Here is a 20,534-nt window from a genome sequence, read left to right on the forward strand (position 1 = left end):
AGGCGTTCTCTCCCATCTCAAATGGCGTCACAGGTGTTCCTTGCAGGTGAGGCTCTCCACCTCCAGCCGGAAGATCCCCACGGCATCCAGCATGGCCGGGCCGTAGGTCCACCGGTCCTGCCCGGTGCACTGGCGCATGACGGCGCTGAGCCCCGTCTCCTTCTCGGCAGGGTCCGTCACCTCGGCGACGGTCCCCTCCCCGATGATGCTGCGGAAGGCCGCGGTGTAGTCGCAGGCCTGCTCCCCGCCCTGGAGGCGGTAGCCAGTGTCCATCTCAAAGCAGGCACAGCCGCCCTGCCGGATCAGGTCCGCCTTGCGGCCCTCCTTCGCCCCGTGGAAGTAGAGGAACTGCTTGCCCTCCCGTTCCGCCAGGCCGAAGTTCAGCGGCACCACATACACCCGCTCCCCGTCCCGCAGGCCCAGGCGGCACACCTGGCACTCCGCCAGCACGGCGCGGATCTTTGCCGGGTCCGTGACGGCCCGGTCCTTGCGTCTCATGGGTCTCATAGGTCCCTCCCTCACAGCTCACCGAAGGCCTTCAGGATCCGCAGCCCCGTGTCCCCGGACTTCTCCGGGTGGAACTGGGTGCCCCAGACGTTGCCCTGGCGGACCACGCCGGTGACGGCCACGTTGCCGTACCGGGACACCGCCGAGGTGCTCTCCGCGCAGCGGCGGGCGTAGAAGCTGTGGACATAGTAGACATACTCCCCGTCGCTGACATCCCGCAGCAGGGGATCGTCCTTCTTTTGAAATTCCAGGCTGTTCCAGCCCATGTGGGGGACCTTGAGCGTCTTGTCGGAAAGGTCCTCCCGCAGGTCCGCCACCTCGCCGGGCACCAGCCCCAGGCCCGGGTGCTCCCCGTACTCAAAGCTCCGGTCAAAGAGCAGCTGCATCCCCAGGCAGATGCCCAGGAACGGCTTCTTCTCTGCCTCCTCCAGCAGCACCGGCACCAGCCCCGTGGCGTCCAGCTTGGCCCGGGCGTCGCCGAAGGCGCCCACGCCGGGCAGGACAATCCGGTCCGCGGCGCACAGGTCCTCCGCCTTTCCGGTGACCTCCGCCGCCAGGCCCAGGTGATGCAGGCTGGAGACCAGGGAGTAGAGGTTGCCCACGCCGTAATCCACAATGGCGATCATGGTCAGCCCTCCTTACAGCGTGCCCTTGGTGCTGGGGATCTCCCCCAGGTGCTTTTCGTCCAGGGCCACGGCGGCCTTCAACGTCCGGCCCATGCCCTTGAACACCGCCTCCAGGATGTGGTGGGTGTTCTCCCCGGCCATCTGCCGGATATGGATGGAACCGGGGCAGCTGCGGACGAAGGCCAGCCAGAACTCCTTGGCCAGCTCCGTGTCAAAGTCCCCCACCTTTGCGGCGGGCAATTCCACGGCCCAGCCCAGATAGTCCCGGCCGGAGAGGTCGCAGGCGCACAGCACCAGCGTCTCGTCCATGGGCAGCAGGAACTGGCCGTAGCGGCAGATGCCCCGCTTGTCCCCCAGGGCCTGGGAGAAGGCCTTGCCCAGGCAGATGCCGATATCCTCCACGCTGTGGTGGCCGTCCACCTCCGTGTCCCCGTCGCAGCGGACCGTCAGGTCGAAGTCCCCGTGGCGGGCGAAGAGGGTCAGCATGTGGTCCAGGAACCCCACGCCGGTGGCGATGTCGCTCTTTCCGGTGCCGTCCAGGCACAGGCTCAGGCGGATGCGGGTCTCCTGGGTGTTGCGCTGAATGTCAGCAGTGCGCATGGCGCGTCCTCCTTCCTTTATTCCGCCAGCAGGCGGTCGATCCGCTCTACCAGCGTCTCCATCTGCTGGCGGGAGCCGATGGTGATGCGGACATAGTCCCGGATGCGGTCGCTGTCGAACCACCGCACCAGGACCCCCGCCGCCTTCAGTCTCCGGTAGAGCTCTTCGCCGCCGATACGGTCGCTTTTGGCGAAGAGGAAATTTGCCAGGGAGGGCAGGATGGTGAAGCCCCGCTTGGTCAGGGCCCGGACCGTCCAGTCCCGGTTCTCCTCAATGGCGGCGCAGCAGCGGGCGAAGTAGTCCCCGTCCTCCATGGCGGCGGTGCCGGCCAGGATGGACAGGCGGTTGACGTTATAGGGGTTGAAGCTGTACTTCACCCGGTTCAGGTCCGCGATCAGCGCCTCGCAGCCCAGGGCGAAGCCCACCCGCCCGCCGGCGAGAGACCGACTCTTGGACATGGTCTGGGTCACCAGCAGGTTGTCGTATTCACGGACCAGGGGCACGCAGCTCTCGGCGCCGAAGTCCACATAGGCCTCGTCTACGATCACCACCCGGTTTTTGTCCGCCTCCAGCAATCTCCGAATGTCGGACACCGCCACGGCCATGCCGGTGGGGGCGTTGGGGTTGGCGATGACGACGGTGCCGGGGAAGTCCAGGTAGTCCTCCACCGCCAGGGAGAAATCCTGGCGCAGGGAGACGATGCGGCTGTCCAGGCCGAACAGGGCCGTCTGGGCCTTGTAGAAGCCGTAGGTGATATCGGCGTAGGCCACGGGCTTTCCCGCCCCGCAGAAGGCCCGGAAGGCAAAGGCCAGGATCTCGTCGGAGCCATTGCCGGTGAGGACATTCTCCCGGCGCAGGTCGTACCGCTGGGCGATGGCGTCGTTCAGCGCCTGGCAGGTGGGGTCGGAGTAGAGGTTCAGCCGCTTCACCTCGCCCCGGGAGACGGCCTCCAGCACGCCAGGGGCAGGCGGGAAGGGGCTCTCGTTGGTGTTGAGCTTCACGTACTTCTGGTCCCGGGGCTGTTCCCCGGGGGTATAGGGTGCGAGGCGTTCCGCCTCGGCGGACAAAAAGCGGCTCATCAATCGGTTTCTCCCTTCTCCTTGGTCTGGCGGCGGCTCAATACCGACCGGGCGTGGGCCTCCAGGCCCTCCCGGCGGGCGAACTCGGCGATCCGGGGGGCGGCCTCCGCCAGGGCCTCCCGGGTGTAGTAGAGGAAGCTGGACCGCTTGCGGAAGTCGTCCACCCCCAGGGGGCTGGAGAACCGGGCGGTGCCGGAGGTGGGCAGGGTGTGGTTGGGCCCGGCGAAGTAGTCACCCAGGGCCTCCGGGGCACTGCGGCCCAGGAACACGCTGCCGGCATTGCGAATTTGAGGCAGCAGGGCGAAGGGGTCCGCCACGCACAGCTCCAGGTGCTCCGGGGCGATGCGGTTCACCGCCTCCACCGCCGCGGAGAGGTCCGCGGTCACGATGATCTTGCCGTTGTCGTTGAGCGCTTTTGCAGCGATGTCCTGCCGGGGCAGGGCCGCGAGCTGCTTTTCCAGCTCCCGCTGCACCGCCTGGGCCAGGGGGCGGCTGTCCGTCACCAGCACGGCGGAGGCGCACACGTCGTGCTCCGCCTGGCTCAGCAGGTCCGCCGCCACCCAGGCGGGGTCGCTGTCCCCGTCGGAGAGCACCAGGATCTCGCTGGGCCCGGCGATCATGTCGATGCCCACCTGGCCGAACACCTTCCGCTTGGCGGTGGCCACGAAGATGCCGCCGGGGCCCACCACCTTGTCCACCGCCGGGATGGTCTCGGTGCCGTAGGCCAGGGCCGCCACCGCCTGGGCGCCGCCCACCTTGAAGATCCGGTCCGCACCGGCGATCTTTGCCGCCGCCAGGGCCTCCGGGCTGACGGCGCCGGTTTGGTCCGGCGGCGTCACCACGAAGATCTCCTCCACGCCCGCGATCCGGGCGGGGATCACGTTCATCAATATGGTGGAGGGGAAGGCCTCCGGGCTCCGGGGCACGCACACGCCCACCCGCCGGATAGGGGTGTACCGCTGGCCCATGACGATGCCGGGCCGGTCGGTGAGAACAAAGTCATTGTGCACCTGCCGTTCGTGGAAACGGCGGATGTTGTCCGCCGCCATCTGGAGAGTGGTCTTGAAGTCCTCGTCCAGGGCGGCCCAGGCCGCGTCCATCTCCGCCGCCGTCACCTCCAGGGCCGTCAAGGACACGCCGTCGAACCGCTCCGTGTACCGCAGCAGCGCCGCGTCGCCGTTTTTCCGCACGTCGGCGATCACCGCGTCCACGGCGGCGCCCACGTCCGCCTCCGCCCGGATGTCCCGGTTGAGGATCTCCTCCGGCCGGATCGTCTCCCAATCTAAGATCCGGATCACTGGTCCGTCACCTCCGTGAGTTTTTTCAGAAGCGTGCCGATCTCCCGGTGCTTGAACTGGTAGCTGGCCCGGTTGGCGATGAACCGGGCGGAGATGGGCATGAACTCCGTCAGCACCTTCAAATCGTTCTCCTTCAGGGTGGTGCCCGTCTCCACGATGTCCACGATCACGTTGCTGAGGCCCAGGATGGGGGCCAGCTCGATGGAGCCGTTGAGCTTGATGATGTCGATGTCCCGGCCCTGGGCGGCGTAGTAGGCCTTGGCGATGTTCACGAACTTGGTGGCCACCCGCAGCGCCCGGCTCTGGTCCTCGGCAAAGTCCTTGGGCCCGGCCACGCACATGCGGCACTTGCCAAGGCCCGTGTCCAGCAGTTCGTACACGTCCGCCCCGGACTCGGCCAGGATGTCCTTGCCCACGATGCCGATGTCGGCGGCGCCGTGCTCCACATAGATGGCCACGTCGCTGGGCTTGACCAGGAAGTAGCGGATCCCGGCCTCCCGGTTCTCCACCACCAGCTTGCGGGTGTCGTTGTAGTTCTCCGGGCAGCCGTAGCCCACGCCTGCCAGCAGATCGTAGACCTTGTCGCCCAGGCGGCCCTTGGGCAGGGCCACGTTCAGCATGACCTTCCCGTCCGTCTCCGCCGGGGCGTCGGCCAGCCGGTCCAGCTCGTCTAAGTACAGCGCAAAGCCAATGGCCCGGGCGCCGGGCCGGAACTGCTCCGCCAAAGGGTCGTACCGGCCGCCCCGCAGCACCGCCCGGGGCAGTCCCGCCAGATACCCCTGGAGGACCAGGCCGTTGTAGTACTCCATGTCGTTGACGAGAGACAGGTCCAGTTTCACGTTGGCGGTGCCGTCGGTGCCCTCCAGGGCCTCACACAGCGTCCGCAGCTCCGTCAGGGCGTCGCCCATGGCCGCGTTGAGGGCCAGGGGCTCCGCGGCGGCAAGCACCTGCTCCCAGGGTCCCGCCAGCTCGCCCAGGCGGCACAGGGCGTCCGTGCCCTGGCGGGAGAGGCCCGCCGCGGCGGCGGCCTTCTGGAGCTCGTGGCGGTTCTTGTCCCGGATGCAGGTCAGCAGCTTCGGCCGCGCCGCCTCCCCGGCGCCCACGGCGTCAAAGAGCCCCGTCACGAAGCCCATGTGGCTGATCTCCAGCAGGAAGTCCCGCTCCGTCAGGGCCAGGCTCCGCAGGGCCAGGGACACGGCCTGGGCGGTGGCATCGTCGTCCACGGCGCCGATGCACTCCAGGCCCATCTGGCTGATCTCACGGAAGGTGTGGCTCTCCTGGCTGGGGCGGTAGACGTTCTCCATATAATAGTAGCGTCCGCAGCCGCCGCTCTCCACCTGGGCGTTCTTGGCGATGGAGAGGGTCACGTCCGGCTTGAGGGCCAGCAGCCGCCCGTCCAGATCTGTGAAGGTGATGACCTGCTCGCTGGAGAGGAAGCGCCGGTTCTCCTGATAGAGCCCGTACTCCTCGAAGCGGCCCATGTGGTACTTGGAAAAGCCCGCGCGCTCGTACAGCAGCCGCAATTGCAAAGACACCCGCTCCTGGGGCTTGAGAATGTTGAGATCCAGTTCCATGGATGCGTCCTCCCAAAGGGGCCTGCGGCCCCGTTTTTTCATGGGGTCCATTTTACTTTATTTTATTAGCAAAGTAAAGCGGTAATTCGGTAGCAAACGAAATTTTCCGATTTGCACAAATTTCCAGGCGCAAACAAAACGATACAGGGTGTATTTTACACCCTGTATCGTTTCTTTGCAATCATTCCCCGTCCGACCGGCGCGGTTCCTTCACCGGGATGCCGCTTCGGATCAAAAAGATCCGCAGCTGCTCCAGCGCCTCGGCGTCGCTGGTCCGCTCCTCCAGGATGCGGGCGATGTCCCGCAGAGGCCTGCTGTACGGCTGGGGACGAATGTAAATTTTGTCGAGATCCATGTTGTCGCCTCCATTTTTCTTTTCATTAGATATACATAATAAAATTAACACGCTCCGCACATAAAATCAAGATATCTCATTATGTATATGGAGTGTTATTTTGAAACGGAGTACGCCTCTCAGCCGCAATATCGGCAAAAAAGTGAAATACTACCGGGAGCTGCGGGGGCTGACCCAGAAGGAGCTGGCCGCCCGGCTGCAAACCGTCGGCTGCGACTTGACGGAAAGCATGGTGGGGCAGATTGAGATCGGCTATCGGGCCACCTCCGTTTATGAGATCGACAAGCTGGCGGAGGTCCTGCACGTGGATTACAACGCCCTGTTCGCCCAGGACGACTGACCGGGAGGCCGTGAAGGCCTCCCGGTTTTTCTGCCGCAGCCGCCCGCCCCAAGGCTTCCCCCTCTGGGGGGGAAGCCGGCGAGCGCAGCGAGCCTGATGAGGGGCCGCATCCCGGAAATCCGCCGGTCAGCGGGCCCTCATCCGTCATTTGCTCCGCAAACGCCGCCTTCCCCCAAAGGGGAAGGCTTTTTATTTTTCCAGCGCCAGGGTGAGGGTCACCGTCCCCCACAGGGCCTCGGTGGTGGACCCGGTCACCCACCGCATATCCGCGTCGCAGGTGATCTCCAGGCCCTCCCACTGGATCGTCCAGTCTCCCACGCCCATGCGCTCCAGCTCCTCCAGCCGCCGGTCCCGGCTGGATTTCCAGAAGGGCGCGCCCTCCTGCGCCCAGGCCAGGGCCATGGCCGACGCCAGCGCGGACTGGGGCAGCGTCAGCGGATAGCTCATATCCAGCGTCCCATCCGCCCGCACCGTCACGGCCGTCACCACGTCTCCCTCCGTCTGGTAGGAAAACTCCGTCTGCTTCCAGAAGCGGTGCGCGTCCCGATAGCCCTCCCACTGACCCGCCGTGTCCATGGCGCCGTCCACATAGCCATCGAGATATGCCTTCTGCTGGTTGACGTTCTCCGCGAACTCCGCCACCGTCAGGTCTCCCCGGTTGGGCGGCAAAGTCGCCTGGGTCCACCGCACCATATAGGCGATGAGCCCCGCAAGGCCCAGTCCCAGCAGCACCAGCCACCAGGGATATGCCTCGCTGACGCTGCGGTAGGCGGTCTCCCGGTCCCAGGGCTGAGGCTCGTCCTCCACGCACCGCTTCAGGCACCGGTACAGCACGAACCAGCCCACCACGGGAATGGCCAGCAGGATCTGACAGCCATAGATCCCCGCCAGGCGGGCCGCCCCCTGTTTCACGGACAGCCGCCCGCCGCCGGGTCGGCTGAGCCGCAGGCCCATGAGGACCTTGCCCGGGGTGGTGCCGAACAGGTGCAGCAGCAGCGGCTCCGCCAGCAGTTCCAGCAGCTTGGACAGCAAAAACGCGAACCATTCGCTGCCCGCGTCCAGCCCGTAGGAGGACAGCGCCAGGGGGATCAGAAACACCAGCAGATACAGCGTCTCATCGATGGACCGGGCCACCAACCGCCGGACCGGATTGCCGACCGTGGGCAGCGTGTCCGCCGCCGGCAGGGGCGGCGCCTCCGGCTGGCGCCACCAGGTCCCCCCGCTCTTCTCCGGCAGGGCCGGGGCGTCCAGGTCCCGGAGGTACCGCCCGGCGTCCAGGGCGTCGAAGCCGACCCCCGCTGAGCGGACCGCGCCGCACACCTGCCGCACCCGCTCCAGCGACGCCTGCTCGCCCTCCAGCTCCGCCAGACGCCGGTCCAGCACGGCGGGGAGAGCCTCCGTCCCCCGGCGCAGGTTCCGCAGCTCCTCCACGCTGACCCCCAGCCGCCGCAGCAGCTTGATCTTCTCCAACGTCTCCAGGTCTTTCTCGCTGTATTCCCGGTAGCCGTTTTTCGCCCGCCGGGGACTCAGCAGCCCCTCCGCCTCGTAGTAGCGGATGTTGGCCCGGGGCACACCGGAGCGCACCTCCATCTCCTTGCTGGTCATCCCGTCATTCCTCCAATGCCATGGTGAAGGTGAAGGCGAAATGGTTCTCCCCGCCCTTGGTGTCGGGGAAGGCGATCCCCATTGTCGTTGCGGAAAAACCGTCCATCTCCGTCTCCAGCGTCATGGTCACATCGCCCTGGCGCAGGGTGAAGCCCCGGTCCCAGTCCAGCTCGTCAAACACCGCCAGCTGCCGCTTCTTTCCAGAGGTCCAGAAGGGCGCGTCCTCCCGGGCCCAGGCAAAGGCGGCCAGGACCGCCGCCATGCGGTACTCCGGCAGGCTGTACCAGTCAAAGCTGTTCCGCACTTCACCGGACAGCGTCACGGCGGTGAGCCGCCCGTCCTCCACGGTGTAGCGGAACTGGTCCGCGCCGGGGATCTCCTGACTGACGGAAACGCGGATCACATTGGGCTCCTCCGGCCGCTCCCGAAAGACGCCCTGGCTGTCCAGCTCCCCGCCGAAGTCCATCCCCAGGTACGCCGCCTGGCGGTTGAAGTTCTCCGCAAATTCCGCCACCGTCAGGTCCCCCCGGTTGGGCGGCATCAGGGCGGCGCTGTTGACCGCCTCGCCCACGCCAATGACCAGGGCCAGCGCCGCGGCGGTGGCCGCCAGGTTCCGCAGCCGGAAGGGCCGGGCCGTATAGGCGATGTCCGCGTCCCAGGGCTGGGGCTCCTCATCCAGGCAGCGCCGCACCGTCCGGTACATCTGGATCAGCGACCAGATGGGGAGGCCGAAGCCCAGACCGCACCAGAGCATCATGAGGTAGCGGGTGAAGCCGTCGGACCAGGACAGCCGCCCGCCGTCGCTCCGGGCCAGATGCAGGCCCATGAGGGCCTTGCCCGGGGTGGTGCCAAACAGGCGCAGCAGCAGCGGCTCCACCAGCGCCAGCAGCACCGCGAGCCCCAGGTTCACAGCCAGATCGTTCAGCTGGGCCGGATTTTGTCCCAGGAGACACAGCGCCGTCAGCAGAACCATGGCCAGGAAAAACTGATCCAGCATCCGGGCAATCAGCCGCCGGGGGATGCTGCACACCGTGGGCAGCGTGTCCGCCGCCGGCAGGGGCGGCGCCTCCGGCTGGCGCCACCAGGTCCCCCCGCTCTCCTCCGGCAGGGCCGGGGCGTCCAGGTCCCGGAGGTACTTCCCGGCGTCCAGGGCGTCGAAGCCGACCCCCGCTGAGCGGACCGCGCCGCACACCTGCCGCACCCGCTCCAGCGACGCCTGCTCGCCGCCCAGCTCCGCCAGACGCCGGTCCAGCACGGCGGGGAGAGCCTCCGTCCCCCGGCGCAGGTTCCGCAGCTCCTCCACGCTGACCCCCAGCCGCCGCAGCAGCTTGATCTTCTCCAACGTCTCCAGGTCTTTCTCGCTGTATTCCCGGTAGCCGTTTTTCGCCCGCCGGGGACTCAGCAGCCCCTCCGCCTCGTAGTAGCGGATGTTGGCCCGGGGCACACCGGAGCGCAGTTCGATTTCCTTACTGGTCATCCCGTCATCTCCTTTGGGCCTATGGTAAAGGGTGAAGTGGCTTGATAGTCAAGCCTTTTCTGAAAAAAAGCGGATTTTTCCCGGCTGGACATTCCCCCGCCCCTTTGATACAATGACACCATCAGTTTACCACCCCCGCCCCCGGCGGCGCAAGGCCGGCGGCGGGGCGGTGAAAAAAGGAGAGAGCGCTATGATCACCCGCAGCGAAAACTGTCCCCGCCGGGACGCCTGCGTCCAGAAGGGCAAGGGCCTGATCCACATGAAGGACCTGACCGACAAGGAGGGCCTGTACGGCCACGGCCGCCTGTTCGCCCACGTCACCGTGGACCCGGGCTGCTCCATCGGCTATCACCCCCATGACCACGAGACGGAGTTCTACTATATCATTAAGGGCGAAGCGGTGTTCAGCGACAACGGCGTGGAATCCGTGGTCCGCGCCGGCGACATCTGCGCCACCGGCTACGGCGAATCCCACGGGCTGGAGAACCGGACCGATGAGCCGGTGGAGCTGATCGCCCTGATCGCCATGGAGTGAGCCCATGAAAAAGGAGCGGCGGCGCCGCTCCTTTTTGCTGTCCAAATTGTTCCTCCGAAAAAAGTCCCCCCTCCCAGTGAAAGTTTTCTCTCCGCCGGATCGTATCCAAGGTGAGAGCGCTCCAAAGGAGTTGAAACCATGAACCAAACCCAACAACAGGCCCAGCGCCTGGCGGAAACCTACGCGGACCCCATCCTCCGCCTCAGCTACGCCTACCTGAAAAACACCCACGATGCCCAGGACGTGTGCCAAACGGTGTTCGTCAAGCTGCTGACGGAGCCCCGGGAATTCGAGAGCCCCCAGCACGAGCGGGCCTACGTCCTGCGGATGGCGGCCAACGCCTGCAAGGATATTCTGAAAAGCCCCTGGCGCAGGCGCACCTGCGGCCTGGAGGCGGTGCTGGAGGTCCCGGCGCCGGAGGCGGAGGAGGGCACCGTCCTCTCGGCGGTCAACACCCTGCCGCCCCACTACCGGGCGGTCATCTACCTCTTTTACTACGAGGGATATCAGGCCGCAGAGATCGGCGCCATCCTGGGGGTCCCCACCGCCACGGTCCACACCCGCCTGGCCCGGGGCCGGGCCAAGCTGAAAACTTTACTGGGAGGAACTGAATATGAGCAATCCGTTTGAATATAAGGACGCCATGAATGCCCTGCACTACACCGACGAGCAAAAATCCCTCCTGGCAGCGCAGGCGGCCCAGGCCGCCCAGTCCGCCCGCCGGACGGAGCGGCGCACCCGCCGCCCCCTGCTGCGCACGGCGCTGATCGCCGCCTGCCTGACGGCGGCCCTGGCCGTCACCGCCGGTGCCACCGGCGTGCTCAAATCCGCCGCGGAGGCCTTCGCCCCCATCTTCGGCGGCAGCGCCGCCCAGACGGAGATCATCGACAAGATCGGCTATCCCGTGGGCGCCAGCGACACGGACAATGGCATCACCATCACCGCCGACGCGGTCCTGGGCGACCGGTACAACGCCGCCATCGTCTTTACCATCACCCGGGACGACGGCACCGCCCTGCTGCCTGCCGGAGCGGAGGACGCCATGCTGCTGGTCCGGGGCGGCGGTGTGGATCTGGACATCCTGGGCGGCACCCACGGCGGCAGCTGGTTTGTGGACGAGGACCCCACCGACGACACCGTCCAGCTGATCCAGACCGTCAGTTCTGACGTGCCCATCAACGACTGCACCGCCACGGCAAAGTTTGAAGACCTCTGGCTCTGGGACGAGGAGAGCGGCGAATCTGTTCCCTTCGCGGAGGGGACCTGGAAGCTCCGCTTCGACGTGCGCTACGAGGACGCCTCCGTCACCCTGGGCGGCGGCGAGACCTTCGCTCAAGACGGCATGACGTTCACTATCGACGCCGTCACCGTCTCCCCGGTGGCCTTCAAGGTGGACTACACCGTGGACAGCGAGGTCCGGTGGAGCGACAGCGGCAGCGGTCAGCAGAGCGAGGCCGACAGCCGGGAGATGCAGCGGTACTTTGAAAACGTGGAGATCCTGCTGAACAAGACCGACGGCACGATCCTGGATCTCAGCGGCGCCGGCGGCAGCATCAGCCCCGACCACGGCACCACCGTCTGCTCCAAGAGCAATTTCTTCAGCGAGATCCTGCCCATGGAGGAGATTGCGAGCATCCGCGTCGGCGGTGTGGTGTTCCCCCTGGCGTAAAAAGCGCAAAAAACGAGAGAGCGGAGCCTCCCCAAGCTCCGCTCTCTCATATAAAAGGTGTCATCGTGGTGTGTCAAGTCACGATTCAGTAAGGTCAGTATAGAAGAAGTCGTTGCGTTTGTCAACTAAAATAGTTGCGAACCGCAACTTTTGTGGATCCTGACAAAAAGTACCCGCTTGAATTGACGAAACGCCCCAATCCATGTAAGATACATACAAACGGATGAAGGGGAGGCGGTGGTCATGGACCCCACCAAGCGGAGGATCCGCAAAATCGACCGGGACGTGCAGCGTTTCGTGGCCCACGCCCTCCACAACACCAGCCTGAGCCTGTCGGACTATGAGATGGTTCAGACCGTCCACCACCGGCCCGGCATCACCCAGGGGGAGCTGTGCCGGCGGTACAGTCAGGACAAGAGCACCGTGGCCCGCCGGGCCGCCAAGCTGGAGAAGGAGGGCTACATCCAGCGCCTGCCCAGCGACGAGGACCGCCGCAGCAAGCACCTGTATGTGACGGACAAGGGCCTGGCTCTGCGGAACCAGAAGATCGACGCGGAGGTCTTTTATTTCTCCTGGCTGACGGCGGAGCTGACGGAGGAGGAAATTTCGGTTCTGGTCCCCCTGCTGGACAAGCTCCATGCCCGCAGCCGCGGCGAGCGGCTGGAGGACTTCGTCCACATCCTTTCGGAATACCGCGAGACCCATTCCAAACAGGCTGAATAACACAGAAAAAGCCGGGGCGCTGCGCGCCCCGGCTTCTCGCTTGCTCAGATGTCCTCCAGTGCCGCCCTGGCCCGGTCCAGATCCTCCGGCCGGACGGAGACATAGTAGGTCTTTCGGTCGATCTTTCCGTTGGGGCCGAAGTCCCGGTGGTCCAGCTTGGCCCCGCAGCCGCACACCGGCGGCTCCGTCTCGTAATATCCGGCCTCCATGACCTTGATGCCAGCGGCTTTCAGCCGCTCCCTGGCGGCCTTCCACCGTCTCTGGTCGCCCCAGACCTCAAAGGCCTTCTCCCGCTTTCCGAACAGGGCCATCTTAATCCTCCAAAGACTTCCAGGCGGTCTCCAGGGCGATCTCCATCATCTCGTGGAAGGAGTCCTGCCGCTCCTGGGCGTTCAGGGCCTCCCCGGTGAAGATGTGGTCGGAAATGGTGAGAATGGCCAGGGCCCGCTTGCCCAGCCGCTGGGCGGTCCAGTACAGTCCCGCCGCCTCCATCTCCAGGGCCAGGATGCCGAACTTTCGGTACATCTCCCCGGCCTCGGGGTTGTCGTTGTAAAACTGGTCGGCAGTGAATACCTGGCCCACATCCGCCCGGACGCCCAGGCGCTCCGCCGCCGCCACGGCGTCCTTCAGCAGGCCGTAGTCCGCGGTGGCGCACAGCTGGCCGGGGAAGCGGTACTGGTCGGCAAAGTGGGAGTTGGTGGACGCGCCCAGGGCAATCACCACGTCCCGGACCTTCACGTTGTCCCCGATACCGCCGGCGGAGCCGATGCGGATGATGGTGTCCACGCCGAAAAACTGGTAGAGCTCATAGCTGTAAATGCCCACAGAGGGCACGCCCATGCCGTGGCCCATGACGGAGATCTTCTTGCCCTTGTAGGTGCCGGTGTAGCCCAGCATGTTGCGCACGGTGTTGAAGCACACGGGGTTTTCCAGATAGTGCTCCGCCACATACTTGGCCCGCAGTGGGTCGCCGGGCATCAGCACCGCCTTGGCGATGAGACCTTCTTCCGCCGCGATGGAGGCGGAGGGGGATTCCTGGATTGCCATAGTTGTTTCCTCCTTGTATCTTGTTTGGCGCGCCGCGGTCAGTCCCGGAACAGCGCTTTCAGGCTCTTGGTGTAGGGCGGGCGGCAGATGCCCCTTTCCGTGATGATGGCGGTGATGAGGTCGTGGTCCGTCACGTCGAAGGCCGGGTTGTAGCACTTGACCTCCGCCAGGGCCATGGGCTTTTCATACCACATGGTCTTGATCTCATTCGGGTCCCGCTCCTCGATGGGGATGTGGGCCCCGTCGGGGCAGTCCATGTCGATGGTGGAGGTGGGGCCCAGCACGTAGAAGGGGATGCCGTAGTGCTTTGCCAGAATGGCCACGCCGGAGGTGCCGATCTTGTTGGCGGTGTCGCCGTTGGCCGCCACCCGGTCGCAGCCCACGAAGCAGGCCTGGACCCATCCGTTCTTCATCACGATGGAGGCCATGTTGTCGCAGATCAGCGTCACATCCACCCCCGCCCGCTGGAGCTCATAGCTGGTCAGGCGTGCGCCCTGGAGAAGGGGCCGGGTCTCGTCGGAGAACACGTGGAAGGTCATGCCCCGCTCCGTGCCCAGCAGGATGGGGCCCAGGGCCGTGCCGTACCGGGAGGTAGCCAAGGGGCCGGCGTTGCAGTGGGTGAGGATGCCGTCTCCGTCCTTCACCAGGGACAGCCCATACTCCGAGATGGCGGCGCACTTGTCCATGTCGTCTTTGTGGATAGCCACCGCCCGCTCGTACAGGGCGTCCAGCATGGGGCCCCGGGGGTCGTTCAGATGCTCCAGGGCGGTGCGCATCATCTCCCGGATGGCCCAGCTGAGGTTCACCGCCGTGGGCCGGGCGTCGGAGAGGATCTGGCCGTAGCGGCTCAGCTCCCGCAAAAACACCTGCCGGTCCTCCGTCCGGATGGACTTGGCCAGCACGTACATACAGTAGGCGGCGCAGATGCCGATGGCCGGGGCGCCCCGGACCCGCAAGGCCCGGATGGCCTCCACCATCTCCTCCACCGTCCGCAGGCGGATCTCCTTCTCCTCTCCCGGCAGCAGGGACTGGTCCAGGATGTACAACGCCTCCGCCTTCCGGTCGTACCGGATATTCTCCACGGCCACCACGGCCTTCAGGTCTGCCATATCGCTCATCCTTTCCGCCGGCGCCGGGCCGGCCGCGAATTCACTGGTCCCGCTTCTGCCGCAGGGCCTGGTACATCCCCCGCAGGCTCCGCAGCTGCGCGGTCTCCGCCTCCGTCAGGGCCACCGGGTCCCCCAGCAGCTGCGCGTTTTGCACGATCTTCGCCGTGTGCTCCACGGTCTCCAGCCGGTCGAAGGCCTCCCACAGGTCGCCGCCCCAGGTCAGGGCGCCGTGGTTTGCCAGCAGCACAGCGTTGTGGTCTTTCAGGTACGGCTCCACGCTGCGGGGCACCGCCTCGGTGGAGAGCATGGCGAATTCCGGCGTGCAGGGTACGGTGCCCAGGCCCGCCGCCAGCTCCGCGACATACGGCGTCTCCAGCCCCCGGCGGCACACGGCAAAGGCCGTGGACACCGGCGGGTGGGCGTGGACCACGGCCCGGACATCGGCCCGGCCCCGGTAGACCGCCAGGTGCATCTTCATCTCCGAGGAGGGGTGCCGGTCGCCTTCCAGCACCCGACCCTCCAGGTCCGTCACCAGCAGCATATCCGGCGTCATCCGGCCCTTACTGACGCCGGAGGGCGTCATCAGCAGCCGCCCCGGCTCCACCAGCATGGAGAGATTGCCGTCGTTGGCGGCGGCGTAGCCCCGGTCGTACAGCAGCTTTCCCACGGCGCACATCAGCGCCCGCTCCGCTTCAAAGGTCATCAGCCCGCCTCCTTTCATCATGGCTCCATCTTACCCCATTCCGCCGCCGGGCGCAAGAAAAAGAAGCGGCGGCAGGACTTCCCTGCCGCCGCCTTGGCTGTCCGCGCTTACGGGCGATAGATGTAGTGCTCCTTCCGGGGCTTGGGAGCGGGCACGTCGCCGTCGATGTAGCCCAGGATGCAGTTGCCCACGCCCCGGTACGTCTCCGGCAGGCCCCACTTCTTCAGCAGCTCCTTGCCCTCGGGCCGGTCGAACAGCTCCATGGCCCGGTTGATCCAGCAGGAGCCCACGCCCAGAGCCCAGGCCGCCGTCATCAGGTTGCCCATGACCAGAGAGCCGTCCTGGAGCCAGTTGGGGGTCTCCCCGTCGGCCAGGACCACCACCACGGTGGGAGCGCCGTAGAAGGGATCCGTGCCGGGCCTGCCCTGGATCTCGGCGTTCAGGGCGGACATATAGGAGATGGTCTCCGGATCCTGGACCAGCACCATCACCGCCGCCTGGCCGCCCTTGGCGGAGGCAGCCCAGGTGCCGGCGTCCAGAATGGCATCCAGGGTCTCCGCCGCCACCTGCTCCTTCTTGTATTTGCGGATGCTTCTGCGCTCTTTCAATACCTTCAGCGTCTCGTTCACTGGGATCATCCTTTCCTTTTATATATTGTCAGGGATATCATACCACACTTTCCCGCGGTTCCAAAGGGCCCGCGAAAAATTCTTTTTCTCTGCATCTGGCTTTTTCTGCCGGTTTCCGCTACAATCAGACCATCGACCGTTAACCGTTAAAGGAGGAACCATCCATGCCCCAGCCTCTGTCCCAGCGCACCGCTGATTTTACCGACTCCGTGATCCGGCGCATGACCCGGGTCTCCCTGAAATACGGCGCCGTGAACCTGTCCCAGGGATTCCCGGACTTTGATCCGCCCCAGGCGATCCTGGACCGGCTGGCCCAGGTGGCCCACGAGGGGCCCCACCAGTACTCCGTCACCTGGGGCGCTCAGAACTTCCGGGAGGCCCTGGCAAAAAAGCAGACCCACTACATGGGCCGCACCATTGACCCCGACAAGGAGATCGTGGCTACCTGCGGGTCCACCGAGGCCATGATGTGCGCCATGATGACTGTCACCAACCCCGGCGACAAGGTGATCGTGTTCTCCCCCTTCTATGAGAACTACGGGGCGGACACCATCCTCTCCGGGGCGGAGCCCATCTACGTGCCCCTCCATCCCCCGGCATTCACCTTCGACGTGGACGAGCTGGAGGCCGCCTTCCGCCAGGGGGCCAAGGCCCTGGTGCTGTGCAATCCCTCCAACCCCTGCGGCCGGGTGTTCACCCGGGAGGAGCTGCTGACCATCGCCGAGATGGCCACCCGGTACGACACCTACGTCATCACCGACGAGGTGTATGAGCACATCGTCTACGCCCCCCATCAGCACACCTACTTCGCCACATTGCCGGGAATGTGGAGCCGGACCCTGTCCTGCTCCTCCCTGTCCAAGACCTACTCCATCACCGGCTGGCGCCTGGGCTACATCATCGCCCCGGAGGAGATCATCGACCGGGCCAAGAAGGTCCACGACTTTTTGACCGTGGGCTGCGCCGCGCCGCTGCAGGAGGCAGTGATCCCGGGGCTGGAGTTCGGCCAGGACTACTACGACGAGCTGCTGGCCAAGTACACCCACAAGAAGGAGCTGTTCTTGAAGGGCCTGGACGACCTGCACATCGTCCACAACGACCCGGAGGGCGCCTACTACGTGCTGCTGGACATCAGCGAGTACGGCTATGACAGCGACCTCCAGTTCTGCAAGAACCTGGCCCGGGAGGTGGGCGTGGGCGCCGTGCCCGGCTCCAGCTTCTTCCGGGAGCCGGTGAACCACCTGATCCGCCTCCACTTCGCCAAGAACGACGACACCCTCAACGAGGCCCTCAACCGCCTGGAGCGGATTCAGAAGCTGAAGAAATGATCAGCCGCCGCCTGTCCCGGTCCCCGGGGCGGGCGGTTTTCCCTGCCCGGCCGCGCATATCCCCATTTCTCCCCGCATAGGATGGACCAACAAGAGGCGGGGAGTGAACGAGTTTTGAAGGGTAACATGGAGGAGCGGGCGGAGCGCCTGGCTCAGTACATTATAGAAAACCGGACCACGGTCCGGGCCGCCGCGCAGAAATTCGGCATCAGCAAGTCCACTGTGCACAAGGATATCTCCGAACGGCTGCCCCAGTTCAACCGGGCCCTCTATCTTCAGGTGAAGGAGGTCCTGGATGTCAACAAGGCCCAGCGGCACATCCGGGGCGGCATCGCCACGCGAAAAAAGTACCGCGGCCAGTGAGACGCGCATAAGCTGGACTGTGACAAACGCTTGTATCGGAGGAATGTATATGGCAAATCCGTCCCAGGGCCGCTGCCGCCCGGTCCGGTCCGCGCCGGCCGTCCAAACGAGGCGCAGTTCCGCCGCCCAGGAGCCGCCGGTCCGCCGCTGGCCCCACCCGGTGGGCTGCCAGGACCCGCCTCTCCCGCCGGAGCCCACGCTCCACTACATACGCTGCGCACTTTCCTATCAGAACCAGCTGCTCTCAGAGATCAAAACCCTCCTCCAGCAGCTGGCGGAACGAGAGAACAGTCAGGAGAGCTGAAGTATGGCGTGCCGGTGCCGGCACGCCATTTTCCCTCTTGTGTTTTTCCGCGGGGTGTCCTATAATAAGTGGCGATATTATGTAAATCGACCCAAAAGACATCACCGCGGCCCCCGGCCGCGCACAAGGAGCGTAATATACCCATGGCAAAACGAGTCATGAAGCGCCGGCGCAGCCGGAAGCGGTTTCTCCTGCTGATCGTCCTGATCGCCGGTTTGATCTATGCCGGAGCCCACATTCTGATCCGCCAGCCCGAGGTGAAGGCCCAGGAGGATCCGGACCCTGCGGAGGAGACGGAGGACCTGACCCAGGAGGAGCAGGACGCCGCCGCGGCGGCTGCCGCGGCCCTGGCCGCCCATACGGAGCGGAAGGATCAGTTCTACACCATCCTGGTCTCCGGCTGTGACGACGGCAACGGCAACAGCGACACCAATATTCTCCTGGCGGTGGACGCCAAAAACGGCTATATCCACGGCGTCAGCATCCCCCGGGACACCAAGGCCGTCTGGAACGGCAAAAGCCACAAAATCAACGCCGCCTTCGGCTCCGGCGGCACCGAAAAGCTGGCGGAGGTCATCGGCGACCAGCTGGGCATCCCCGTGGACTTCACCGTCTCCGTGGACCTCAAGGGCTTCGTGGCCCTGGTAGACGCCATCGGCGGCGTGGACTTCGACGTACCGGTGAACATGGACTACGAGGACCCCTATCAGGACCTGTACATCCACATCCCCGCCGGGATGCAGCATCTGTCCGGCAAGGAGGCCCTGAAGGTGGTCCGCTTCCGGGAAGGCTATGCCTCCCAAGACATCGGCCGGATGGAGACCCAGCAGAAATTCCTCAAGGCCGTGGCCCAGCAGACGCTGACGCTGTCCAATTTGGACAAGATCCCGGAATTCGCCAACATCTTTAACCAATATGTCAAAACGGACCTGACCCTGGGGAATCTCGCCTGGCTTGGCAAGGAGGCCATCTCCATGGGCTCCAGCGCCATCTCCTTCTCCACCCTGCCCGGCGAGTGGAAGTCCCCCTATATCTATCTGGATCAGGACGCCGTCCTGGAACTGGTGAACCAATACCTGAACCCCTATGTGGAGGACCGGACGGCGGAGGATCTGAACATCCCCGCCTGAGGTTCCCCTCCGTCAACCGTCCGCACCCCAAAGGAGGCACGCCATGAAAACCCGTATCCTGTCTCTGGCCCTGGCGGCCAGTCTGCTGCTGGGCGTCCCCGCCCTGGCGGCGGAGAACAGCACCGGCAACTTCGTCCGCGAAAAAACCTATACCGGACAGTTTTCCGACCTGACGGAGGACTCCGTTTTTTACGACAACGTGACCGCCCTGTATGAATATGGCCTCTCCGTTGGCAAGGGCGACGGCACCTTCGGTCTCAAGGACTCCCTGACGGTAGGCCAGATCGTGATTTTTGCCGGGCGGATCCGCAGCCTCTACCGCACCGGCGACGCCGAGGCCGGTCCCAATGCCCACAGCAAACCCGGCGACACCGCCACGGCGGCGCGGTATCTGCGCTACCTCCAGGCGGAGGGCGTGCTGGGCACGGAGCTGGACGGCAGCCTTACAGCCCCGGCTACCCGGGCCCAGGTGGCCCACGTGCTGGCCAACACCCTCCCGTCCGAGGTCCTGCCGCCCATCAACGACGAGATCGTGACCGAGGGCTACGCCAGCCGCCACTTCATCACCGACGTCACCGAGTACACCGACTATTACCGGGACATCCTGTTCCTGTACCGGGCCGGCATCTCCGTCGGCTCCGACGCCACCGGGTCCTATCTGCCCCAGGACCCCATCACCCGGGGCGCGGCGGCGGCCATGCTGACCCGCATGGTGGACCCCTCCCTGCGGCTGACCCCCGACTGGGATCTGGACAGCGTCTGGAGCGCCGCGGGCACCACCCTGGGCGACCTGGTGACGGCGGGCACCTATGTGGCCGCCCCCACCACGGAGGAGGAGATCGACTCCAGCGTCCGCTACATGCTGGCCTCCAATCAAAACACTCTGCAGCTGCAATACGATACCATCTCCGCCATGGCCGCTCGGAAGGTGATGGAGCAGACCCTGGCGGTGGTCAAGACCTATGTGGAGCAGTGCTACAACACCGTCACCTGTACCTTTGATACCAGCGGCGCCCTCACACTGACCTTCTCCGCCTCCAGCGCGGGCACGGCCATCCAGACCTACCGGGAGGAGGCCATGGCGGCGGCCATCGCCGTCCACGACGAGCTGTGGTCCTCCGGACAGATCACGCCGGGCATGTCGGAGTATGACAAGGCCCGGGTGTACTACACCTGGATCTGCGACAACTGCGTCTACGACTACGACGCCGGAGACGACTCCCTCAGCCACATCGCGTACAGTCTCTTCCACGACGGCACCGCCGTGTGCGACGGATACACCGGCGCCTACAACATGCTGCTGAAGCTGGAGGGCATCGACTGCACCGCCCTCTCCAACAGCTCCCACATCTGGACCGTGGCCACCCTGGACGGCGTCCAGTACCACATCGACACCACCTGGGGCGACAGCGGCGCCCAGCCGGATTACAGCTATTTCGCCATGACTCCCACCCAGTCGTGGAACCAGCACCGCTGGTAAACAGAGCGAACATAAAGAGCCCCGGGCCAAAGCCCGGGGCTCCTTTTCGCATT

At 65.4% G+C, this 20,534-nt stretch carries 24 protein-coding genes; 10 read left to right on the forward strand and 14 right to left on the reverse strand.

Going from position 1 to position 20,534, the window contains the following annotated elements; genetic code table 11:
- Window positions 1–27 precede the first annotated feature (27 nt).
- From KFE19_08200 to KFE19_08230, 7 genes are all read right to left on the reverse strand, one after another.
- A complete protein-coding gene (locus KFE19_08200; protein ID QUO39569.1) occupies window positions 28–498 on the reverse strand; it encodes a pyridoxamine 5'-phosphate oxidase family protein in 471 nt (156 codons plus the stop codon).
- Window positions 499–518: 20 nt separating this feature from the next.
- The gene (hisH, locus tag KFE19_08205; GenBank protein ID QUO39445.1) at window positions 519–1,133 is read right to left on the reverse strand and encodes an imidazole glycerol phosphate synthase subunit HisH; all 615 of its coding nucleotides are present in this window, start codon (window positions 1,131–1,133) and stop codon (window positions 519–521) included.
- 12 nt (window positions 1,134–1,145) lie between these two features.
- Window positions 1,146–1,733, reverse strand: a complete 588-nt coding sequence (hisB, locus tag KFE19_08210; protein ID QUO39446.1) for an imidazoleglycerol-phosphate dehydratase HisB — start codon at window positions 1,731–1,733, stop codon at window positions 1,146–1,148.
- A gap of 17 nt (window positions 1,734–1,750) precedes the next feature.
- Complete coding sequence (locus KFE19_08215) at window positions 1,751–2,812, reverse strand: histidinol-phosphate transaminase (protein QUO39447.1); 1,062 nt, start codon at window positions 2,810–2,812, stop codon at window positions 1,751–1,753.
- Window positions 2,812–4,110: a histidinol dehydrogenase gene (gene hisD, locus KFE19_08220; GenBank protein ID QUO39448.1), complete on the reverse strand. Its 1,299-nt coding sequence runs from the start codon at window positions 4,108–4,110 to the stop codon at window positions 2,812–2,814. Before hisD ends, KFE19_08215 begins: the two co-directional genes overlap by 1 nt.
- Window positions 4,107–5,684, reverse strand: coding sequence for an ATP phosphoribosyltransferase (locus KFE19_08225; protein QUO39449.1), 1,578 nt, complete (start codon window positions 5,682–5,684; stop codon window positions 4,107–4,109). Before KFE19_08225 ends, hisD begins: the two co-directional genes overlap by 4 nt.
- Window positions 5,685–5,865: 181 nt before the next feature.
- Window positions 5,866–6,039, reverse strand: coding sequence for a hypothetical protein (locus KFE19_08230; GenBank protein ID QUO39450.1), 174 nt, complete (start codon window positions 6,037–6,039; stop codon window positions 5,866–5,868).
- A gap of 100 nt (window positions 6,040–6,139) precedes the next feature.
- On the opposite strand from KFE19_08230, the gene KFE19_08235 reads away from it, so the two are divergent.
- Complete coding sequence (locus KFE19_08235; protein QUO39451.1) at window positions 6,140–6,379, forward strand: helix-turn-helix transcriptional regulator; 240 nt, start codon at window positions 6,140–6,142, stop codon at window positions 6,377–6,379.
- Between the two features lie 189 nt (window positions 6,380–6,568).
- Here the strand turns inward: KFE19_08235 and KFE19_08240 are convergent, their stop codons facing one another.
- The gene (locus tag KFE19_08240; GenBank protein ID QUO39452.1) at window positions 6,569–7,984 is read right to left on the reverse strand and encodes a MerR family transcriptional regulator; all 1,416 of its coding nucleotides are present in this window, start codon (window positions 7,982–7,984) and stop codon (window positions 6,569–6,571) included.
- Window positions 7,985–7,988: 4 nt separating this feature from the next.
- Entirely contained in the window at window positions 7,989–9,461 is a 1,473-nt protein-coding gene (locus tag KFE19_08245; GenBank protein QUO39453.1) for a MerR family transcriptional regulator, read from the reverse strand.
- Window positions 9,462–9,651: 190 nt separating this feature from the next.
- Here KFE19_08245 and KFE19_08250 point away from each other — a divergent pair, with 190 nt between their 5' ends.
- From KFE19_08250 to KFE19_08265, 4 genes are all read left to right on the forward strand, one after another.
- Window positions 9,652–9,996: a cupin domain-containing protein gene (locus KFE19_08250; protein ID QUO39570.1), complete on the forward strand. Its 345-nt coding sequence runs from the start codon at window positions 9,652–9,654 to the stop codon at window positions 9,994–9,996.
- A 138-nt stretch (window positions 9,997–10,134) separates the two neighbouring features.
- Window positions 10,135–10,626 carry a sigma-70 family RNA polymerase sigma factor gene (locus KFE19_08255; GenBank protein QUO39454.1) on the forward strand — a complete coding sequence of 164 codons (492 nt, stop codon included), beginning with the start codon at window positions 10,135–10,137 and terminating at the stop codon, window positions 10,624–10,626.
- Entirely contained in the window at window positions 10,610–11,665 is a 1,056-nt protein-coding gene (locus tag KFE19_08260; GenBank protein QUO39455.1) for a DUF4179 domain-containing protein, read from the forward strand. The genes KFE19_08255 and KFE19_08260 overlap by 17 nt, the downstream gene beginning before the upstream one ends.
- Before the next feature lie 243 nt (window positions 11,666–11,908).
- Window positions 11,909–12,388, forward strand: coding sequence for a MarR family transcriptional regulator (locus KFE19_08265; GenBank protein ID QUO39456.1), 480 nt, complete (start codon window positions 11,909–11,911; stop codon window positions 12,386–12,388).
- Window positions 12,389–12,432: 44 nt separating this feature from the next.
- Here KFE19_08265 and KFE19_08270 read toward each other — a convergent pair whose 3' ends face one another.
- The 5 genes from KFE19_08270 to KFE19_08290 form a co-directional block, all read right to left on the reverse strand.
- Entirely contained in the window at window positions 12,433–12,699 is a 267-nt protein-coding gene (locus KFE19_08270) for a hypothetical protein (GenBank protein ID QUO39457.1), read from the reverse strand.
- Window position 12,700: 1 nt separating this feature from the next.
- Complete coding sequence (gene deoD, locus KFE19_08275; protein ID QUO39458.1) at window positions 12,701–13,435, reverse strand: purine-nucleoside phosphorylase; 735 nt, start codon at window positions 13,433–13,435, stop codon at window positions 12,701–12,703.
- A gap of 38 nt (window positions 13,436–13,473) precedes the next feature.
- Window positions 13,474–14,544, reverse strand: coding sequence for an S-methyl-5-thioribose-1-phosphate isomerase (gene mtnA, locus KFE19_08280; GenBank protein ID QUO39459.1), 1,071 nt, complete (start codon window positions 14,542–14,544; stop codon window positions 13,474–13,476).
- Between the two features lie 40 nt (window positions 14,545–14,584).
- Complete coding sequence (locus tag KFE19_08285) at window positions 14,585–15,247, reverse strand: class II aldolase/adducin family protein (protein QUO39460.1); 663 nt, start codon at window positions 15,245–15,247, stop codon at window positions 14,585–14,587.
- Between the two features lie 107 nt (window positions 15,248–15,354).
- Window positions 15,355–15,876: a nitroreductase gene (locus KFE19_08290; protein QUO39461.1), complete on the reverse strand. Its 522-nt coding sequence runs from the start codon at window positions 15,874–15,876 to the stop codon at window positions 15,355–15,357.
- Between the two features lie 164 nt (window positions 15,877–16,040).
- On the opposite strand from KFE19_08290, the gene KFE19_08295 reads away from it, so the two are divergent.
- The 5 genes from KFE19_08295 to KFE19_08315 all read left to right on the forward strand — a co-directional run bounded on the left by KFE19_08295 (window position 16,041) and on the right by KFE19_08315 (window position 20,481).
- A complete protein-coding gene (locus tag KFE19_08295) occupies window positions 16,041–17,204 on the forward strand; it encodes an aminotransferase class I/II-fold pyridoxal phosphate-dependent enzyme (GenBank protein QUO39462.1) in 1,164 nt (387 codons plus the stop codon).
- A 114-nt stretch (window positions 17,205–17,318) separates the two neighbouring features.
- A complete protein-coding gene (gene spoIIID / locus KFE19_08300) occupies window positions 17,319–17,567 on the forward strand; it encodes a sporulation transcriptional regulator SpoIIID (GenBank protein ID QUO39463.1) in 249 nt (82 codons plus the stop codon).
- A gap of 49 nt (window positions 17,568–17,616) precedes the next feature.
- A complete protein-coding gene (locus KFE19_08305) occupies window positions 17,617–17,871 on the forward strand; it encodes a hypothetical protein (protein QUO39464.1) in 255 nt (84 codons plus the stop codon).
- A 143-nt stretch (window positions 17,872–18,014) separates the two neighbouring features.
- The gene (locus tag KFE19_08310) at window positions 18,015–19,001 is read left to right on the forward strand and encodes an LCP family protein (GenBank protein ID QUO39465.1); all 987 of its coding nucleotides are present in this window, start codon (window positions 18,015–18,017) and stop codon (window positions 18,999–19,001) included.
- A gap of 43 nt (window positions 19,002–19,044) precedes the next feature.
- On the forward strand, window positions 19,045–20,481 hold the full coding sequence (locus KFE19_08315; protein ID QUO39466.1) for an S-layer homology domain-containing protein: 1,437 nt from the start codon (window positions 19,045–19,047) through the stop codon (window positions 20,479–20,481).
- The last annotated feature ends 53 nt before the right edge of the window (window positions 20,482–20,534 follow it).

The organism is Dysosmobacter sp. Marseille-Q4140 (genome assembly GCA_018228705.1).
GTDB lineage: Bacteria > Bacillota > Clostridia > Oscillospirales > Oscillospiraceae > Oscillibacter.

What these genes read in the sequence shown, in the direction of transcription:
- hisH (QUO39445.1), bottom strand. Translation starts at nt 1,133, where the DNA reads ATGATCGCCATTGTGGATTACGGCGTGGGCAACCTCTACTCCCTGGTC.
- KFE19_08270 (QUO39457.1), bottom strand. Translation starts at nt 12,699, where the DNA reads ATGGCCCTGTTCGGAAAGCGGGAGAAGGCCTTTGAGGTCTGGGGCGAC.
- KFE19_08265 (QUO39456.1), top strand. Translation starts at nt 11,909, where the DNA reads ATGGACCCCACCAAGCGGAGGATCCGCAAAATCGACCGGGACGTGCAG.
- deoD (QUO39458.1), bottom strand. Translation starts at nt 13,435, where the DNA reads ATGGCAATCCAGGAATCCCCCTCCGCCTCCATCGCGGCGGAAGAAGGT.
- KFE19_08260 (QUO39455.1), top strand. Translation starts at nt 10,610, where the DNA reads ATGAGCAATCCGTTTGAATATAAGGACGCCATGAATGCCCTGCACTAC.
- mtnA (QUO39459.1), bottom strand. Translation starts at nt 14,544, where the DNA reads ATGGCAGACCTGAAGGCCGTGGTGGCCGTGGAGAATATCCGGTACGAC.
- KFE19_08225 (QUO39449.1), bottom strand. Translation starts at nt 5,684, where the DNA reads ATGGAACTGGATCTCAACATTCTCAAGCCCCAGGAGCGGGTGTCTTTG.
- KFE19_08315 (QUO39466.1), top strand. Translation starts at nt 19,045, where the DNA reads ATGAAAACCCGTATCCTGTCTCTGGCCCTGGCGGCCAGTCTGCTGCTG.
- KFE19_08295 (QUO39462.1), top strand. Translation starts at nt 16,041, where the DNA reads ATGCCCCAGCCTCTGTCCCAGCGCACCGCTGATTTTACCGACTCCGTG.
- KFE19_08240 (QUO39452.1), bottom strand. Translation starts at nt 7,984, where the DNA reads ATGACCAGCAAGGAGATGGAGGTGCGCTCCGGTGTGCCCCGGGCCAAC.
- KFE19_08250 (QUO39570.1), top strand. Translation starts at nt 9,652, where the DNA reads ATGATCACCCGCAGCGAAAACTGTCCCCGCCGGGACGCCTGCGTCCAG.
- KFE19_08310 (QUO39465.1), top strand. Translation starts at nt 18,015, where the DNA reads ATGGCAAAACGAGTCATGAAGCGCCGGCGCAGCCGGAAGCGGTTTCTC.
- KFE19_08245 (QUO39453.1), bottom strand. Translation starts at nt 9,461, where the DNA reads ATGACCAGTAAGGAAATCGAACTGCGCTCCGGTGTGCCCCGGGCCAAC.
- KFE19_08230 (QUO39450.1), bottom strand. Translation starts at nt 6,039, where the DNA reads ATGGATCTCGACAAAATTTACATTCGTCCCCAGCCGTACAGCAGGCCT.
- KFE19_08285 (QUO39460.1), bottom strand. Translation starts at nt 15,247, where the DNA reads ATGACCTTTGAAGCGGAGCGGGCGCTGATGTGCGCCGTGGGAAAGCTG.
- KFE19_08255 (QUO39454.1), top strand. Translation starts at nt 10,135, where the DNA reads ATGAACCAAACCCAACAACAGGCCCAGCGCCTGGCGGAAACCTACGCG.
- KFE19_08215 (QUO39447.1), bottom strand. Translation starts at nt 2,812, where the DNA reads ATGAGCCGCTTTTTGTCCGCCGAGGCGGAACGCCTCGCACCCTATACC.
- KFE19_08305 (QUO39464.1), top strand. Translation starts at nt 17,617, where the DNA reads ATGGCAAATCCGTCCCAGGGCCGCTGCCGCCCGGTCCGGTCCGCGCCG.
- hisB (QUO39446.1), bottom strand. Translation starts at nt 1,733, where the DNA reads ATGCGCACTGCTGACATTCAGCGCAACACCCAGGAGACCCGCATCCGC.
- KFE19_08200 (QUO39569.1), bottom strand. Translation starts at nt 498, where the DNA reads ATGAGACGCAAGGACCGGGCCGTCACGGACCCGGCAAAGATCCGCGCC.